The sequence below is a fragment of the Marvinbryantia formatexigens DSM 14469 genome (assembly GCF_025148285.1).
GTDB classification, from domain to species: Bacteria; Bacillota; Clostridia; order Lachnospirales; family Lachnospiraceae; genus Marvinbryantia; species Marvinbryantia formatexigens.
Genome location: NZ_CP102268.1, coordinates 993,802 through 1,011,545, shown reverse-complemented (window position 1 = coordinate 1,011,545; position 17,744 = coordinate 993,802). Strand labels below are relative to the sequence as shown.

Annotated in this window: 15 protein-coding genes; 6 read left to right on the top strand and 9 right to left on the bottom strand. The window is 44.1% G+C overall.

What is annotated here, in order from left to right:
- Window positions 1–155 precede the first annotated feature (155 nt).
- Window positions 156–482 (top strand): hypothetical protein, encoded by a 327-nt coding sequence (locus NQ534_RS05035; protein WP_006860771.1) that lies wholly within the window; start codon window positions 156–158, stop codon window positions 480–482.
- A 194-nt stretch (window positions 483–676) separates the two neighbouring features.
- On the opposite strand, the gene NQ534_RS05030 is transcribed toward NQ534_RS05035, so the two are convergent.
- From NQ534_RS05030 to relB, 9 genes are all read right to left on the bottom strand, one after another.
- Complete coding sequence (locus NQ534_RS05030) at window positions 677–2,398, bottom strand: ABC transporter ATP-binding protein (RefSeq protein ID WP_006860772.1); 1,722 nt, start codon at window positions 2,396–2,398, stop codon at window positions 677–679.
- Window positions 2,370–3,311 (bottom strand): tetratricopeptide repeat protein, encoded by a 942-nt coding sequence (locus tag NQ534_RS05025; protein WP_006860773.1) that lies wholly within the window; start codon window positions 3,309–3,311, stop codon window positions 2,370–2,372. Before NQ534_RS05025 ends, NQ534_RS05030 begins: the two co-directional genes overlap by 29 nt.
- A 70-nt stretch (window positions 3,312–3,381) precedes the next feature.
- Complete coding sequence (locus NQ534_RS05020; RefSeq protein ID WP_006860774.1) at window positions 3,382–4,995, bottom strand: recombinase family protein; 1,614 nt, start codon at window positions 4,993–4,995, stop codon at window positions 3,382–3,384.
- A 111-nt stretch (window positions 4,996–5,106) separates the two neighbouring features.
- Window positions 5,107–5,379, bottom strand: coding sequence for a hypothetical protein (locus tag NQ534_RS05015; protein WP_006860775.1), 273 nt, complete (start codon window positions 5,377–5,379; stop codon window positions 5,107–5,109).
- Window positions 5,380–6,303: 924 nt separating this feature from the next.
- On the bottom strand, window positions 6,304–7,518 hold the full coding sequence (locus NQ534_RS05010; RefSeq protein WP_006860777.1) for an XRE family transcriptional regulator: 1,215 nt from the start codon (window positions 7,516–7,518) through the stop codon (window positions 6,304–6,306).
- A 416-nt stretch (window positions 7,519–7,934) separates the two neighbouring features.
- Window positions 7,935–8,096 (bottom strand): hypothetical protein, encoded by a 162-nt coding sequence (locus NQ534_RS05005; protein ID WP_006860779.1) that lies wholly within the window; start codon window positions 8,094–8,096, stop codon window positions 7,935–7,937.
- 54 nt (window positions 8,097–8,150) lie between these two features.
- Window positions 8,151–8,393: a hypothetical protein gene (locus NQ534_RS05000; protein WP_006860780.1), complete on the bottom strand. Its 243-nt coding sequence runs from the start codon at window positions 8,391–8,393 to the stop codon at window positions 8,151–8,153.
- Window positions 8,394–8,437: 44 nt separating this feature from the next.
- Window positions 8,438–9,316: a MerR family transcriptional regulator gene (locus NQ534_RS04995; RefSeq protein WP_006860781.1), complete on the bottom strand. Its 879-nt coding sequence runs from the start codon at window positions 9,314–9,316 to the stop codon at window positions 8,438–8,440.
- Between the two features lie 408 nt (window positions 9,317–9,724).
- Window positions 9,725–9,868 carry a type II toxin-antitoxin system RelB family anti-toxin gene (gene relB, locus NQ534_RS04990; RefSeq protein WP_006860783.1) on the bottom strand — a complete coding sequence of 48 codons (144 nt, stop codon included), beginning with the start codon at window positions 9,866–9,868 and terminating at the stop codon, window positions 9,725–9,727.
- A 208-nt stretch (window positions 9,869–10,076) separates the two neighbouring features.
- On the opposite strand from relB, the gene aroD reads away from it, so the two are divergent.
- From aroD to NQ534_RS04960, 5 genes are all read left to right on the top strand, one after another.
- Entirely contained in the window at window positions 10,077–11,318 is a 1,242-nt protein-coding gene (gene aroD, locus NQ534_RS21395) for a type I 3-dehydroquinate dehydratase (protein WP_006860784.1), read from the top strand.
- Between the two features lie 199 nt (window positions 11,319–11,517).
- Window positions 11,518–12,348, top strand: coding sequence for a sigma-E processing peptidase SpoIIGA (locus NQ534_RS04975; RefSeq protein WP_050778278.1), 831 nt, complete (start codon window positions 11,518–11,520; stop codon window positions 12,346–12,348).
- Between the two features lie 18 nt (window positions 12,349–12,366).
- Window positions 12,367–13,107: an RNA polymerase sporulation sigma factor SigE gene (sigE, locus tag NQ534_RS04970; protein WP_040782199.1), complete on the top strand. Its 741-nt coding sequence runs from the start codon at window positions 12,367–12,369 to the stop codon at window positions 13,105–13,107.
- A 185-nt stretch (window positions 13,108–13,292) separates the two neighbouring features.
- Window positions 13,293–16,796: an ATP-binding domain-containing protein gene (locus NQ534_RS04965; RefSeq protein ID WP_143115711.1), complete on the top strand. Its 3,504-nt coding sequence runs from the start codon at window positions 13,293–13,295 to the stop codon at window positions 16,794–16,796.
- Between the two features lie 397 nt (window positions 16,797–17,193).
- Window positions 17,194–17,712: a CarD family transcriptional regulator gene (locus NQ534_RS04960; protein WP_040782203.1), complete on the top strand. Its 519-nt coding sequence runs from the start codon at window positions 17,194–17,196 to the stop codon at window positions 17,710–17,712.
- The last annotated feature ends 32 nt before the right edge of the window (window positions 17,713–17,744 follow it).

Sequence of the window (17,744 nt, the reverse complement as noted above, 5' to 3'; positions counted from 1 at the left end):
CGCCTCAAACAGCAAGTGTTTGAGGCTGGCGTGAACAGTAACCGAAGTCCAGATCTAAGGCGAAAACAGCAGGAGAAAATCTTTCCATTTTATATAAATTGTGGTATGATAAAAACGGCTGTAGATATCATTTTATTTCAGAAGGAGGTACCAAAATGAGTGAAGTAATTAAAAAGATACAGGATATGATCAGCGCGCCTTCCTGCTGCGCAGAGCTGAAGGCTGCGGGACAGGCGTATCTGGACGCTGTGGGAACCGAAAAAGAAGCCGCGGCAAAGGAAGCGCTTATTGCGGAGATTGATGCGGATGTTACGACCATTGATGGTCTGATTGCCTTTGCCGGTTCCGATATGGGCGCAAAGGTATTCGGAGAAAATGCCGGAGCCGTTCTTGCGCACGCCCAGGACATCAAAGCAAAGGGTGCGCTTTACTGCGACTGCCAGGCATGTGCGGACGCGCTGGCGGTAAAGGAGCTGCTGTAAGCAAAAAAAGAGACCATGAAGAACTATCTGCGCGCTGCAATCCGCAGGCGTCATAGCCGGGGACTTTTGTCCCCGGCATCATACAATTAACGAGAGGATATTATGGTTATGTTTAAGAGCCTGGTTAGTAGTAGTGACCAGGGTACTAACCAAGGTATTGACCAGGCTGACCAGGATGGCTCATGGACGGAGCATCACTGGGAAATCGTAAACAGCGAATAGAAATATCCTTTCTCTGCAATCAGTTCATCGAAAGTTCCCGATTCAACAATCGAGCCATTTTTCAGCGTAATAATGCCATCGTATTGTCTGAGCAGAGTCTCATTAAGGGCGTGCGTAACCACGATACCCGTTACCCCTTCCAGTCCGAGAATCGCACCTGATACCTGACAGGCGGTTTCGGTATCCAGGGCTGCGGTTGCCTCGTCAACAAGAAGCACCTTTGTCTTTTTGAGCAGGCTGCGGGCAATGGAGATACGCTGTTTTTCGCCTCCGGACAATCCGCTGCCATTCTCTCCGCAGAGATAGTCCTCACCACGCTCCTTTATCAGTTTTGACAGGCCGGAAAGCTCGATTGCCCGCTCCACCTCCGCCGCCGGAAACTCATGGAACATCGTGATATTATCGCGGATAGAGGCGTTGAAAATAAAGACATTCTGCTGAATCATCGAAACGATGTCATACAGCGATTCACTGCTGATGTCCTTTACTTCCTGTCCGTCATAGCAGATTTGTCCGGAGTAGTTTCCGTGACTCGCCATAAGCAAATTCAGAAGCGTAGATTTTCCGCTGCCGGAGGTTCCCACGATTGCGTATTTTTTCCCGGCATCGAAGGCAGTGCTGATATTGTGCAGAACATCACATTCTGCATCATAACCAAACGTAACATTTTTCATCGTAATCCCGGTGTTTAACTGATTTGGAATGTGCATACCTTCATCACGTACATTGCCTTCCAGAGAATCAGCGAGTTTGTCAATCAGTGCGATTGCCGCTTTTCTCGATGCGAGCTGTTCCGGCAGTTCCTGGATTGGCTGAATCACATAAGCTGTCAGATTAATAAAAGCAATCAGTATGCCCGGTGTGATATCCTGACCGGATGAAGCGAGCCAGGCACCGGCTAAAAACGTTCCGAGCTGTGCGGTAATCCCTGCCACGCTTGCCAGACAGCCGATGACCGTTATCAGCTTCCGCTTTTTACATTTGGCTTGTTCTGCGGCGGTGTTGTTATGTGCAAACAAATCAAAGATGGCATTTTCCGCCTTGAAGCTTTTGATTATAGAGAAACCGCTCAGGCTGTCTTTTAATGTGGCAATTAACTTACTGTTTTTCTCGGATATGTTTCTTTCCGCTGTTTCCATGCGGTTCCCTGTGATATAGGATACGCCAATGGGCAGCAGGAAAAATGCGCGGGCAATAACTGTCATCAGCGGATGATACATAAGCATCATCAGTAATGCACCGGTCAGCATGAAAATGTTAGACAAAATGTTGAATTGCATATCCAAATAACCATTCTCAACGGTCGCGGCATCATTGGAAAATGCAGATATGTAATTCGCGGTATTTTCAACATAAAATGCGGAAATGTTCTTCTGGGTCAGCTTATGGAATGCGTAATCCTTATATTGTCTCATCGCCTTTTCCATAAAATGCGGCCGGGAAAAGTAACTCATTGTTTTCAGAAGAAGAATCGCTGCGACCACGCTGACAACGTACCAGACTAAAACAGGCAACCCAAAAGCGCCGGAAACACCCGATACAAAATCAACCATCTGCTGCAGCATCCATGCAATCCAGAGGTTGAGAGCGGCAGTCAGCAGTGAGGAAATCAGGGCAATCAAAAAGGAAGCATGATTCTTTTTGTAAAACTGGGCGATATATTTTTTACTGGCAGATTTGTGTTTGTGATTCATCTTTGACCCTCCTCCATAAATCAGATAATTCGTTTTTTTCATGTTTCAATATGAGATTGTCAATCCCGATGATTGCAGTTTCTCCTAAATCATCGAAAGCGGTTGCAGGTGTCCCGCAGGAGAAAAAGCGAATGTTTGATGCGTCATAGCTGGGCGCTTCGTCAAACAGCAGTGCAATCTTTTTTGCCTGACGGAGACTGTTTATGGCATCCTCTTTTTTATTAAGTGACAATAGAACCTCCGCCCGGACTGCCCAGAGAATTGCTTCACTTTTGTCCATGTAGCTTCGTTTTCCGGGAACCCGCAGTCCGGGGTAGAATGCAAGCGCCCAGTCCACAAGAAGCAGTGCGTCCTGATAATTCCCGGTTTTACAATAGACATTGAGATATCCCGTAACGATTGACATATGCGTTCTGGTTAAGTCGAGCAGCGCCATTGATAAATACGGCAAAGCTCCTTTCGGGTCATCGCAGGCGGATGCCAGTGTCTGCCCGATAAGCGGATGATTTAAGCGGCAGGGATTGTACTGTTTCAATATTTCCAGACATTTATCATATTCACCAAGCGTGAGGTAAATATCTGCCATTTCATTGCGGACAGAGATTTCGCTGACCTCCGGGTCGGTATTCTGTCCAATCATCATACACGCACGTTGATACAGAGCAAGCGCTCTTCTGGAGTATTCGGGTTTATTCTGACAAAGACCTCTTACACGATATATCCGCGCGCTGTAATAGGCCATCTCAAAACAATTCGGATAGCGCTGCAGCGATTTTTCAATATCTGCGTAAACATCTTCGCTGCTTCTGTCGTGGAGATACTGCTTTAATCTTGCGATCACATTTTGTCTGTCGTTGTTCCGGAACTGATATCCTATCAGCGCATCAATGGATACCTCAAACAAATCCGCCATTTCCGCAATCAGATTTAACTCCGGTGTCGCTACGCCGCTTTCCCTTAGTTAAAGATATGAACCCTATTTATCAGTCTACTTTTCCAATAAATCGATAGTATATCTCTATTTCCTGTATTCTTTCGTTCTCCTCATTCGTTGTTGCTTCGTGAATGAGTATTTTTTCTATCATTGCATTTAATAACGGTACTGTCAGTTCCTTTGGTACGGAATATTCCTTGATTAACTCTATCCACTTTTCAGCACCTACCATATCCTGTTCCATTTTACTTAATTCTTCTCTTAGGCTTGTTATCTGCTGTTCCAGTTCTATCTGTTCCTTTTGATATTTCCCCGACAGCATAATGAAGTTTCGTTCTGTTATCTTCTCACAGGCTCTATCTTCATACATTTTCGCAAATAAACGGTCAATCTCATTTTGTCGGTTCTCGGCTTTCTTCAAAGCATTTGCCTTTTTCTTCTTTTCCCGTATTCGCTCTGCATTGCCGACTTTCTGTATTTTGTTCAATACCTTTTCTTCGTCCTGCTGTACTGCCTTAGCCCAATACTGCAATCGTTCCAATACAGCTTGATACAGCACATCATAGCGGATATAGTGCATAGAACAATAACCTTTGCCAAACTGTCCGTAGAAACTGCAAGCATAATAACTGTATGGCGTTTTATTTGCCTTATTTGTCGCAAACCGCATAGACCAGCCACAATCCGCACACTTGACAAGCCCTGCAAATATCGGCGTTGCCTTTTCCTTTGTCTGTCTGCGTCTTGATTTTATCTGCTCTTGCACACGATAGAACACTTCCTTGTCAATAATAGGTTCGTGCGTGTTTTCTACTCGAAACCATTCGCTTTCGGGCTTTCGTACTTTCTTCTTGCTTTTGAAAGAAATGGTTGATTGTCGATTATGAACGCTGTTTCCTATATAGACTTCACTTTTTAATATTGCCTTGACATGAGCGATCGTCCACTCATAACGCTTACTTTCGGGCTTTCCCTCAAAGATATGTGCAAAAGTACCATACCTTGTAAAATTCAGCCAAGACGCTGTCGGGACTTTTTCTTCTCGCAGTATTTTTGTGATTTTTGCACTACCGTAACCTTGATAGGCTAGGGAGAAGATTTTTTCAACAATCCATTTTGTTTCCTCATCAACCAACAGTTTCCCTTTGATGTCGGGGTGTTTCTTATATCCTAACGGAGCATAAGCCCCATAATGAGCACCCTCCGCAAATTTTGTCTTAAACGCTGATTTCACTTTACGGCTCGTATCTCTTGCCACCCATTCATTGATGATGTTCTTGAATGGTGCAATCTCACTTTCGCCTTTTTCGCTGTCTACACCGTCGTCAATCGCTATGTAACGGACATTATGGCTGGGAAAATACAATTCTGTATATTGTCCTGTCATAATATAGTTTCTACCAAGTCGTGATAAGTCTTTTGTTACAACACAGTTGATTTTTCCTGCCTCTATATCCTCAATCATTCTTTGAAAGCTCGGTCTGTCAAAATTTGTCCCCGACCAGCCGTCATCAATATATTCATCAATCACATTCAAATGATGTTCTTTTGCATATAGACGCAACATACTTCTTTGTGTGGTAATGCTTGAACTTTCGCCTTGTAATTCATCATCTCGGCTCAACCTAAGATAAAGTGCAGTATTGTAAATCTGTTGTTTCATTGTCAGTTATCCTCCTTTATAACTAACCCATGTTTACAATACCTGCTTGCAAGTAAAGTATAACATGGGTTATTTTTCACATTCAATCTATTTCTTACAACTGCACCGAATTTATGCGATTGTCTGCTTTGCTTTCTCAAGCATAACATCAGTCAGAAGTTCTTCCATTGTCTTTCCTTTTTCGGAAAAATGCTCTTTTACAACAATCTTTGTCTTTCCTCTGTTTCCAATGCCACACTTGTTATTTTTCTTTTGAATTGTTTTTACAGCATTATCAATAACACATCCCCCCTTTCTGTAAAAATAGTTTCTAAGCAATTCAACGGCTTTTGTCATAGCCCACAGGACTTCCACCTCTGCATTATCCAATGTAGCCGTACCCATTGCGTGCGACGCTCTGAACGCTCAAGCTGTGGCTGTACGGGAGTATCATTATCTGACAGTACAGGTCATGGCGATAAAAGAGGACAAATCTTTTATAAGAACACAAATAGGTTTTCGCTCGCTCTTGCAGGGGAAAGGTCGTGGCGTATTTGTTTCAACGGCTCGCTGTCTGTCAAACGTATTGAATTGCTTTATTCAGTTGTCAAAGAACACGAAAGAAGAAAATCATCTTTCCTATATACCGCGTTGGAAAAGAGGGGAAACGTAACCAAAATCCAAAACTTTTTCCGTTATTAGTACAAATGGAACGGTTCATTTTGGCAATCAACGGTTGATTTTCTCCTTTTTCACTACTATCTGTACAGCAAACGTCCATTTGCTAAGTTGAAATGGAAAAATTTTAACTTCTTTTCTTGCACCATATAGGGATAGACATTGTCATTTTGCTAAGTTAATGACGAAAAAAGATTATTTTTCTTTTCACACCCTAACTACCCAAACCATACCGTTACTGCCAACAATAGAATGAAATATTTTCTTTGCACCATATAGGGAACGGAAACCTTAAATTGTTAAGTTTAGAATAAAGTATTTTCCTCTTTTCACATCAACACTCAACTGCTAATGCCTGTTTGAATACAAAATGATGATGCTTTTCCTCTTTTCATAGAACACTGTCCACAAATCACGAATTTCCGTCATTTTTTCAAAACTTTTTTCTTCTTTCACTTCATATAGGGACAGCAAGCCCCGATTTAATGACCTATTTTCAAAAAAAGTTTAGATTTCCTTTTCTCGCACCATATCTGTACGCAAGTAGCCGTTTTGTTGCAGATTTAATAAAAAATTTATTTTTCTTCTTTCACTTCACATAGGGAATGAAAACAGCTCTTTGCTGACTAAATCTGAAATTTTTCAATTACATTAAAAAATACCGTCATTCTCTTGTGGAACAGCGGTATCTATACGTTCTTCTATGGTTGATTTCTCTAATTGTAATAAATGTTTATGCTTGTCTTTAAGTTCTGCCTGCTCAATCATATCTTTCAGTATCGTTGTATGATTTTCTCTGTCTAATGCCTGTACCATTTTTATTGTTGGTGCAACTTGTCTTTGTAGCCAATGCAACGCTTTTTGTAAAGTGTAAGGCTCTGGCTTTGTGGTTAAGCGTATCGGCTCTCTGTTTTCCCCTACAAACCATGCCCAATCATCATTTGTTATCCATTGACTTTTTGGCTTGTCGTCCTCTCTGTCAACAAAGCGGACATAATGATTGATGATAGAAAAAGCGGTGCGTTCAGCGTCCCGATAGGTCAGTAAATCTACAACCGCATAATAGGCTCGTTCATTTTTCATGCGTATTTCAAAACGGTTCTTAATCTCCATATCTTCAATTTCTGTGCCATTCTTGACATACTGCTCATAATTTTTCTGATAAGCACACATATATAATTCGCTACTTGTTGAACCGAGATATAAGGTTTCTCCTGTATTCTTTGGTAAATCGCTACCGCATTTTTCTGTACCGCTGTAATCTTTCTGCATACGAAAATAGGAAACACATTCGCCAGCCTTGTATTTTTCCTTTAACTTTGGAATATCCAATATTCCTGCTCGGTCATTGATAGCCAAATCAAGCCGTTTCATCACACCACCAGCCGTCATACAATCCAGCATGAAGTCATACCATGAGCGTTCCTGTGCCAGCAGATAACATTCCATTTGCCGACAGCCTTTGCCTTTCAGTTCCAATAAAACACCTAAATGCTCCTGCATGGAACACATGATATTGATGTCGCCAAGTACATATTTGCTTTCATATCCGTATTTTCCATAATCTTCATAAAGCATATAATCAGATTTCAGTTGTAATACATCACGGATAATCGCCAATGCGTCCGTAGTAGGAAAGCGGACACGAAAGTAATCAATCAATAAGAATAGTGGTTCTTGCGGATTGAAACGCTCAATCTGTTTTTCTATGACTTCTCTTAATTCGTCATTCAATGGCTGTTTCCCTTTTTCAATGCGGTTGTAATATTCACGGCTGATACCACAGGCAACAGCAAGCCTTGTTTGTGTTACTCCGTATTCCTCACGCTTTTGTCTTAGTTCTTCAATAAAGTTTTTATCATTCATTCTAAAATTCCTCCAATCAAAAAAGTAACTACCGTATTTGATAATTGCCTATACTTAAATTTCTGCAAAAGAAAAAGACAATCAATTTCTCGTTTGAAATCAACTGTCTTTCCTATGTCTTGTTCAATTTTCCCAAGTGATAATGGCATAATTTATATCACACCATGTAAAATGCAGTTTCGCCTTGTAAATACAGCGTTTTCCGCTTGTTAATGTATATTGACTCTTGTTTTTTGTGCCCCCCTTGTTAGATAACGGGGGCTTCATAATCGCTCGCCAAAGGCTCGCTCACAGACAAAGTGAACCAGACGTTTGACAGCTTCGCTGTCATGGCTTGATGTCTTCGACCGCCACCACGTCTGGATCACTCCGTCGGTTGTTGAGATTTACACTTATCTTCCGTTCAACCTAGGATTTTACTTTGACTTATTTTCTATTGGCTCTCCATTTTCATCAATTTCTCCTTCAAGCCATGCCATAATACCAAACTTGCAAAAAGGGCATATAATCGCTTCTTTATAAACTTCTTGCTTGCAACGTGGGCAAATAACATATTCTTCATTCTTTACATTTTCCATCTGCTTATCCTCCTTTTACAACTTCCAATTTTTAATCATTAAACAAACTGTAATTTACATAAATCTACTTACCAAGTTATATACAGTGACTACATAGACAAAGATTGCTACACCTGCAAATATCATAGCATCTTTCTTTGCACCATTATCATAACACTCCCTTGCATTCGTCAAAAGGGTCAATCCCATAAAAACAAACATAATTGGCAGTGTTATATCAGTAGACACTATGTTCATCAGTCCAAGAGAACCGAAAATAATCGTTAAAACACTAAATATTGCTTTCTTGGTACGCATAAGTACTTCTCCTCCCAACTTCTGTCCTTTTTAGATACACTCATTTATTCAAGCTTTTTTATAACTAAGTTGTAGTTACTATCATAATGCAGTCCAAGTTCTCTACACATTCTATCGTTTACCTTATCTAAGGCTTTCTTGTATTCTGCATACTGTGGAGATAGCACCATCAAATTAGGAATGAATATGTCGTTATACCCTTTATCTTGGAACTCTTTCTGCATTTTTCTCTGGGCAACAAATGACGGATGATATTTCATAATGCCAGTTTTCATTTTAGCACCTTTCTTTAGCATTTCTCTTAATTTTTCATATTCGCTTTCACTCATATCACGATAATAAGCTATCATCTCATCTGCAGTTCTTGTTTCCTGTGCAATCCCACCTGCTATTTTCACACCTATTCCCATAATAAAAGGAACTTTCAATGTCGTTTCATCGCAATACTCTAATATATTCCGTAGGGCTTGCTTCTGCTCCAAAGTCTTTAATCTCACATTAAGAAATGGTTTGAAGTGACCTTTTAAGTAATCTCCCCATTCTTTTCCCGGCAACAACGACTCAATCGCATTTTCGACAGTTTGGTAATCAAGTATCTCATTTGCCTTGTCTGCATTACCATCATCTATAAATTGCTTCAACGCCTCAAGTTCTGAGTCCTGTAAAATTTTTTCCTGTAATTTTTCCTGATAAATACGTAAAAGAATACTTTTATCATCTTTTTCCAAAAGGGTTTGTATATCTTTAATACCAATCCCAAGCTTTCTATATACTGAAATTTTTTTTAAAGTTTTAACATCTTGCATGGAGTAGTTTCGATAACCGTTGCTATCTTTATCTACTGACAACAATCCTTTTTCTTCATAGTATTTAACTGCACGCTTTGTCATTCCGACTTCCTTAATAATTTCATTCAATAACATCGGACACACCTCCTTGTGATGATAGTATAAGGGTGTACGTTACGTACAAGTCAATATATTTTTGAAGTTTTCATTTCAATCATACAAATTCTTATTTCTACGTCTTTTTGTGTCTACATTATATCATTTTCTAATGCTTGCAACAATAATTCAAAATCTTAAGATTACTATTTTTTTTCTGCTTTTGAAAAACTACTTATCTGTCTATGATTTGTAAAGGGTGCTAAAGCATTGCTTACGCAACAAGCCCTTGACAAACCATATCCCGATAAGTTTAGGGTAATCAAGCAGAAATGAAATAGTCTGTTGTTTCAAGCCAACGAAAAGAGATACCAGCACATTTATGCAGTATCTCTAACTTAATAGCATTATTCTTTTATTCACAAGCAGGTAAACACAGGTTATTTCTTAATATCCTTTTGTTTGGGAAACTCCACGCTCCCATTTTGAGACAGAAGCAAAGGTGACGCCCAATGCCTCCGCCAGCTGTTCCTGTGTCATGGAATGTTCTTTTCGTAATTTGCTGATATTTGCGGCAAGAGATAATTTCATTTTTGTGTTCCTCCATTTTCTTCGTATCTATATCATAGCACGAATTTCTGAACATGGAAGGTATCACAGGTATAATTAGTTCAATAATTTCTAAACTGTTGGTTTAGAAACGGCTTTTTTCTTTTATGGTAGGAAAAGAGGCGGATCTGTGGTAGAATAATGGTAATTAGAAAGTGATGTTATTTTACCGGGAAAGAGGAAACGGAGCATGGATTATAATTTAGAACGATTTCGGAGTGCACAGCAGAATTATTACCAGACTGCCCTGCAGGAGATAAAAGCAGGACAGAAACGCAGCCACTGGATGTGGTTTATCTTTCCGCAGATTGCGGGACTGGGTTACAGCGAAACGGCCAGGTATTATGCAATAAGAGACATGGATGAGGCGAAAGCATATATGGAAGATGATATGCTGGGGCAAAATCTCGTGGAAATATCGGAGGCGCTTCTGGAGACAGAATCCAGTGATGCACAGGAAGTGATGGGATGGCCGGATAACTTGAAGCTGAAATCTTCTATGACGTTATTTGCCCTGGCAAAGCCGGAATGCGAAGTATTTCAGAAGGTGCTGGATAAGTTTTTTCACGGGGAGCCGGATCAGAAAACGGTGGAGATTTTGCATGATAGTTCTGCTATTGTTTATGAACAGAAGGTAATTGGAAAGAGAAAGGATTCGTCTGCTATGTCAAATACTGTAAAAATCCGCAATCTGATTCTGGGGGAGGGGATCCCCAAAATCTGCGTGCCTGTTATGGGGAAAGAGCGGAGGAAGATTGCCTGTTCCGCCCGCAATGCAATGGAGCAGGGACCGGATATGATAGAATGGCGGGTGGATTATCTGGACAATATAGAGGATACAGAGAATATATGTGATATTTTAAGAGAGCTGCGAAGCTGTCTGGGCGATACGCCGCTTCTGGCAACCTTCCGCACAAAGCAGGAGGGCGGGGAGAAGGAAATATCTCCGGAAGCGTATGCACATATGTATCATGTGATTTTAAAGAGCAATCTGGCGGACGCGATTGATGCGGAGCTTTATTTTGACAGTGAGACGGTATCCGCACTGATAGAAACAGCGCACAGATATGGGAAAAAAGTGATTTTATCCAGTCACGATTTTCAGAAAACGCCGCCGCGGGAGGAGCTGGTGAACCGCCTGGAAAAAATGCAGGAGCTGGGAGGCGATATCGCCAAGGTGGCGGTGATGCCGCAGAGCAGCGCGGATGTTCTTATGCTTCTGGCGGCAACGGAAGAGGCGCGGCGGAAACTGCAGATCCCGGTTATTACCATGTCTATGGGAGCGACCGGCGCAGTAAGCAGAATGCTTGGTGAGATATCCGGCTCGGCGCTTACCTTCGGCATGGCGGGGCAGGCTTCCGCACCGGGGCAGATTCCGGTGGAGGACTTGCGCGGGATACTGCAGAAAATACATTTCTACAGCACAAAGTAGACGGCAGGTCACATCATGTTCAGGATGCAAAGCCTGTGAAAACGCCAGGCATATCGCATATGTTCAGGATGCAAAGCCTGTGATGTCGCCCGGCAGGTCACATTTTGTCGAGGAAATCTGCGGTTTCGCGTGGCTGTTTTGACAAATAATATGCCTCTTTTCACGTATACTGGGGGTACACGTGAAGGGAGGCTTTTTGTTGTACTATGAGATTTATCTGGACGTATACTTTCTGGAAAATCTGATGCTTTACTTTCTGATTCTGCAGTTTGCGGAATTCATACAAAAAGACACCTTTTCAATGGCGAGAAAGCTCCTGGCAAGTGGAATCGGAGCCTTTGGAGCATGTATGCTCGTCGTCTTTCCCATACATAAAAGCAGAATATTATCTGTTGTATGCAGCATATTGCTGTGTTTCCTTACGGCGTATACAGCGGGAAAAAAGCGTGGAAGCAGAAGCTGGCGGAAGATGGTTTTTTCGTTTTGCATTCTGTCTTTATTTCTGGGCGGAATATGGCAGTTTTTTATAGCATATCTGAAGCTGCCGTTCTGGATAGCGGCAATGGCGGGATATGCTGCCGCCAGACTGTTATGGAAATACTGGCAGAAGGCAAAAGCCGGAACAGGGTACCTCTATGATGTCACATTAAAAAGGGGAACAGCGCAGATCTCTCTGAAGGGACTTCTGGACAGCGGAAATCAGTTGACGGAACCGCTCACAGACAGACCGGTCCACATCGTGGACTATGATGAAATCTGCAGACTTTTAAGTGATGTGGAAATACTGGAGCTTGACAGCTTTCTGGATATGGAAATCGGCGGAAGCATGAGGGGCGGATTTGTGTATGTTCCTTATCATTCTGTCGGGGAAAGCAGAGGCGTGCTTCCGGCAATGACGCTGGACAGTATGGAAATAAGGCATGGGGAGAGTGCATGGAGTACAAAAAGGGTACTGGTTGCCGTCAGCAGGAAGGCAGTCAGCAGCAGAGGAAAATATCAGATGATATTGCACCCTCGTATTTTAGAATAAGCAGGAGGAATGTATAACATGATGATTAAGGTGGCTGTGCCGGACAGATTTCAGTTGCGGATGATTCCGAGCGTATCGGATATCTTCTGGAAACGGACAAATGATATTCACTATATTGGAGGCAGCGAGGTGCTTCCTTCTCCGCTGGAGCCGGGCAGGGAAGCGGAAGTAATCGAACAGCTCGGAGGCAGGGAATCGGGGGAAGCAAAATCACTTTTGATAGAACACAATCTGAGACTTGTTGTGTACATAGCGAAAAAATTTGACAATACCGGGGTGGGGGTGGAGGACTTGATTTCCATCGGGACAATCGGACTGATTAAAGCAATCAATACGTTTAATCCGGGGAAGAATATTAAACTTGCAACATATGCATCCCGTTGCATTGAAAATGAAATTCTGATGTATCTGCGGCGAACAAGCAAGACAAAGATGGAGGTTTCTTTTGACGAGCCGCTGAACGTGGACTGGGATGGAAATGAGCTTCTGCTTTCGGATATTCTCGGAACGGACGAGGATGTAATCTACCGCGACATGGAGACGGAGGTGGAATATAAGCTGCTGATGCATGCGATAGACAAACTTTCCGACCGCGAGAGAATGATTATCCAGCTCCGTTTTGGAATCGGCAGAAACGACGGAGAGGAAAAAACCCAGAAGGAAGTGGCGGATATGCTTGGCATTTCCCAGTCCTATATATCACGTCTTGAAAAGAAGATTATCGGGCGGCTGAAAAAAGAGATTGCCAGAGCGCAGTGAGGGGATTTGCCGGAAAGTCATTCTTGAAAGTATGTTGCTTTTTGACGGATGTTGCTTTCTGATTGACATTTTCTGCAACAGGCGTAAAATAGAAAATACGACATTTTACAGCAGCTTTTTCATTTCTGCGTGCAGCGGACCATTTGGGGATGCAGCAGAAGCACATACTGGAAAGAGGAAGAGAAATGGAACAAAAAAAGACATTTCGTCCGGTTCCCGGTCTTGAACGGGAGGATGAAGAGAAGCAGCTTGCAGAGATTCTTTCCATAGCGCAGGAAAATCTGGAGCGCACAGAAGAACATATCGGGGAGCTGTCAGAGGAATTGCACGACTTAATGGAGACCTACGGTCCGAAGGACAAGGAAGGTCTTTCACTTTTGCATAACACGCAGTCGCAGCTCAGGGAAAATCAGCGTGATTTGCTAAGATGCCGGAAGGCGAGGAAAAAACCATATTTCGGGCGTATTGATTTTCGTGATTCGCACGCTCCCCAGGCGGAATCCTATTATGTGGGACGCGTGGGAATAGCGAAGGACGGTTCGGAGCCGGTGGTGATAGACTGGCGCGCTCCGGTGGCATCGGTTTATTATGAAAATGCGCTTGGGCGCTGCAGGTATACCGTAAAAAATGAAGGCGTTTATGAAATTGATTTGCAGCGTAAGAGAACTTATGAAATTGAAAATGACAGGCTGAAGGATTTTTTTGACTCGGATGTGGTGGCAAACGACGAGCTGCTGACGAAGTATCTGGCGAAAAGCAAGAAAGCAGTGCTGGGAGAAATTATTGCGACAATACAGAAGGAACAGAATGCGATTATCCGAAAATCCCCTAAAACCAATCTGATCGTACAGGGGGTGGCGGGTTCCGGAAAAACGACCGTGGCGATGCACCGCATATCTTACATATTGTATAACTATGAGGAGGAATTCCGACCGGAGGATTTCTATATTATAGGGAGCAACCGGATTCTGCTGAATTATATCACCGGCGTACTGCCGGATCTGGATGTGTACGGTGTTTCCCAGATGACAATGGAGCAGCTTTTTGTCCGTCTGCTTTACGAGGACTGGAATCCAGAGCTTTATCATGTCTGCCCGGTCGACAAAAAGGATGCTAACGCCTGCATGAAGGGAAGCTATGCGTGGTTTCACGATTTGGAAAACTATTGCCGGGAATATGAAAGACGCATGATTCCGACGGGGGATGTATATCTGGAAAGAGACGACGATGCATCCGTGGGAGAGGCGCACCCGGCGAAGAAAAGTGCGGATTCTGTGGAAGGAGCGCATCCGGCGAAGGAAAGTTCGGATTCTGTGGAAGGAGCACACCCGGCGAAGAAAAAAGTGCCTCTTAGGGAAGCAGCGTGTCCGGCAAAGAATGAGGATATTCTTTTACTAAGTGGGTCTGTTATCGAGGATTATCTTACACAAAATGTGCAGATGTCTGTTCAGCAGAAAATTAATATGTTAAATGAGATACTTTCCGCAAAGCTGGAGAATGAGCTGACCGGGAAATATGTCTCTTATACCGGAGCGGAGAAAAAAGAGCTGAAGAGAAAATATCGCAGATACTTTGGAAAGGATACCTGGAAGGGCTCCATCTATACCGTTTATCAGGAGTTTTTGCAGGCGCAGCGGGAAGCTGGCAAAGCTATACCGCATGTTACAGATTGTTTTGATGTATACGATTTGGCGGCTCTGGCGTATCTTTATAAGCGCATCAAAGAAACGGACGGAATCCGTGAGGCAAGTCACATAATTATTGATGAGGCACAGGATTTCGGTATGATGGCGTACGGGGCACTGGCTTACTGCCTGCGCGGGTGCACTTATACGATTATGGGAGACGTCTCACAAAATATTTATTTCGGATATGGTCTGAACGACTGGGAGGAGCTGCAGAAGCTGATACTTACCGGAACCTTTGACAGCTTTGGCCTGCTGAAAAAAAGTTACCGGAATACGGTGGAAATCTCAGACTTTGCCACAGATATCCTGCGGCATGGAAATTTTCCGATTTATCCGGTCGACCCGGTGAAAAGGCATGGAAATCCGGTGCGCGTAGAGAGCTGTTCTGATGAAAACAATATGATACAAAAAGCGGCTGATATTATTACCGGGTGGCAGCGGGAAGGACATGAGACCGTTGCGGTAATCTGCCGCGATGAAGAAGAGAGTGCAGCAGTAAGTGATATGCTGGGCAAAAAGATTCTGCTGGAAGACAGCAATCTGGAAACAGCGGAGTTTGGAAGCGGTGTGATGGTGCTGCCGGTGGAATATACCAAAGGACTGGAATTTGATGCCGTTTTGCTTTACCATCCGTCTGCCGCGCATTATCCGGCGGAGGATTCTTATGTGAAGCTGCTGTACGTGGCGGCGACCCGTGCGCTTCATGAACTGGCGGTTCTGCATACGGGAGACTTGACAGAGCTGATAGGGAAACCGGTATCTGAGGAAAAGCGGATGCGCTCACTGGAAAATCAGATTCCAAAGCAGGCGCGCCGGTTTGATGACGTGGAGATTTCGGCGCGGGAGCAGGCTCTGCTGGATGTGAAGCAGGGGGACAGGGAGCGTGCCATGCGCGGCTATATCGGACCGAAGGCAATTAAAGTGCAGACGCCGGGAAGAAATGATAATGCAGATGCCGGGAACCGGATAGGGCTGCATGGCGAAAAGAAACCGGAAGCGGGGGAGACTGGCGCGCCGGGCATGGATAGCGTGCCGGGCATAGAAAACCGTACACCGGGTAGGTACAGTATGTCCGGCACCGGTAACAGAAGGATGGGAGCAACAGGCATCGGAAACGGACAAACAGGAGCGCCTGGCACCGGCATCAGAAGGACAGGAATAGCAGGCATCGGAAACGGACAAACGGGAGCATCCGGTACCGGCATCAGAAGGACGGGAGCAGCAGGCATTGGAAACGGACAAACAAAGGCGCCCGGCACCGGCGGCACGGAGGAAATCAATATGTCACCTTACCGGTTTGGGGACATCCCGGATAACAGCATCCTCCGCCCGCGGGGACACAGCCGCATTGACTGTGCGGTGCGGATGGTCCGCAAGACAAAGCAACATATTGATATGATTAGCAGCTATGGAATCCTGCGTCTGACGGTTCTGAAAGATGCAATTCTGCGTGTACAGTTCCGGCGCGGACAGACGGCAGACTTTGAAGAGGGACCGTGGAATTACCGGGGAACGGAGCCGGTATCCTGGACGGCAAAGGAGGGCAGAAATCTGGTTGAAATTGCAACCGGAAAGCTCGTTGTGAGGGTAGAGAAAAAGACGGGTGCCCTGCAGTTTTATGATAAAAAGGGCGTGCTGCTTCTGGCAGAAAAAGCGCAGCTTCCGCGGCAGATGGAAACAGCGGCGGGATATCAGAGCTGGATTTATTTTGACTGGCAGAAAAACGAAAAGCTTGTGGCGAAAGGGGTTCTGGCGGAGCAGACGGAACGTCTGAGCCAGAAGGCAAGATACATCAGCTTTGGCGGCAGAAGCTTAAGAATGCCGTTGCTGTATTCCTCGAAGGGCTATGGCATCGGCGTGGCGGCAAAGGGAGCTGTGCTCTGCTGCGCGATTCCCATGTATGGCCCCTATCTGTATACAGAAGGAGAAAAGCAGATAGATTACTATTTCCTTTATGGAGGCAATTATGAGACGGTGCTGGGGCAATACAGACTGCTTTAGCGTTCTGCCGGAAAGGGCTGTGCTTATTTTTGTGAAAAAGTGCCTTTGAAAAAAGCGGGCAAAAAAGATATAATAAAAAAAGAGAACGTGTGGCAGAGCTGCGTAAATCCAGTTCCCGGCTGCACGTTTTTTATTCCCGCGAATGAGCCGGGTGCCGTGAGGGCATGAGCATTTGGTGAATGCCGTTAGTACCAAATACCCGTTGGGTATTTGATTTCCGTTGCCATGCATCCGAAGGGAACTGCCGGTGGCAGGTCCTGTAGGTGGTCAATGGAGCCGGGCGGATATCCATCTGGCGTCGTTTGCTGCGGCAGTCCGGCGGGAAAGATTTTTACAGCAGGATGCCGGTTTTCCGGTACAGGCAGTATCAGAGCGTAATTGGCAGCAGGAGGGAACTATGTTTGAAGTAAATAATTATGTTGTAAAGTATAATTCGGGAGTTTGTAAGGTGGAGGACGTACTGGACGGGCAGAAGGCGGACTTTAAGGATAACAAAATGTATTATCTGCTGATCCCGCTTGCTGAGAAAAGTGCCAGAATTTATATTCCGCTGGAACGGGGAGAAAAGGTGCTGCGCAGAGTGCTTACGTATGAAGAAGCGACGGAGCTGATTTCACGGATCCCTTCTATCGGCATGGAATTTTCACAGAATGATAAGCTGCGGGAGCTGGAATACAAAGAGGCGCTTCAGAGCCTGGACTGTGAGCGTATGGTACAGATTATCAAGGACATTTACGGGCGCAAAAAGAGACGTGAAATCCGCGGAAAAAAGACCACGGCAACTGATGAAAAATACTTCCGGCAGGCGGAACATGCCTTATATATGGAGCTGGCTTTTTCGCTTGGCTGCCGGGAAGAAGATATTCCAGGACTGATTACGGAAAAAATAAAGACTGGCGATAAGCGGGAATCGTAAAATCGCTATGGGGCTTTGCAGAGGCTGTCAGA

Coding starts and splice junctions, on each gene's coding strand:
- NQ534_RS05030 (WP_006860772.1), bottom strand. CDS start 2,398: ATGAATCACAAACACAAATCTGCCAGTAAAAAATATATCGCCCAGTTT.
- aroD (WP_006860784.1), top strand. CDS start 10,077: ATGGATTATAATTTAGAACGATTTCGGAGTGCACAGCAGAATTATTAC.
- NQ534_RS04960 (WP_040782203.1), top strand. CDS start 17,194: ATGTTTGAAGTAAATAATTATGTTGTAAAGTATAATTCGGGAGTTTGT.
- NQ534_RS04965 (WP_143115711.1), top strand. CDS start 13,293: ATGGAACAAAAAAAGACATTTCGTCCGGTTCCCGGTCTTGAACGGGAG.
- NQ534_RS05010 (WP_006860777.1), bottom strand. CDS start 7,518: ATGAATGATAAAAACTTTATTGAAGAACTAAGACAAAAGCGTGAGGAA.
- sigE (WP_040782199.1), top strand. CDS start 12,367: ATGATGATTAAGGTGGCTGTGCCGGACAGATTTCAGTTGCGGATGATT.
- NQ534_RS04995 (WP_006860781.1), bottom strand. CDS start 9,316: ATGTTATTGAATGAAATTATTAAGGAAGTCGGAATGACAAAGCGTGCA.
- NQ534_RS05025 (WP_006860773.1), bottom strand. CDS start 3,311: ATGGCGGATTTGTTTGAGGTATCCATTGATGCGCTGATAGGATATCAG.
- NQ534_RS05035 (WP_006860771.1), top strand. CDS start 156: ATGAGTGAAGTAATTAAAAAGATACAGGATATGATCAGCGCGCCTTCC.
- NQ534_RS05005 (WP_006860779.1), bottom strand. CDS start 8,096: ATGGAAAATGTAAAGAATGAAGAATATGTTATTTGCCCACGTTGCAAG.
- NQ534_RS05000 (WP_006860780.1), bottom strand. CDS start 8,393: ATGCGTACCAAGAAAGCAATATTTAGTGTTTTAACGATTATTTTCGGT.
- NQ534_RS05020 (WP_006860774.1), bottom strand. CDS start 4,995: ATGAAACAACAGATTTACAATACTGCACTTTATCTTAGGTTGAGCCGA.
- NQ534_RS05015 (WP_006860775.1), bottom strand. CDS start 5,379: ATGGGTACGGCTACATTGGATAATGCAGAGGTGGAAGTCCTGTGGGCT.
- relB (WP_006860783.1), bottom strand. CDS start 9,868: ATGAAATTATCTCTTGCCGCAAATATCAGCAAATTACGAAAAGAACAT.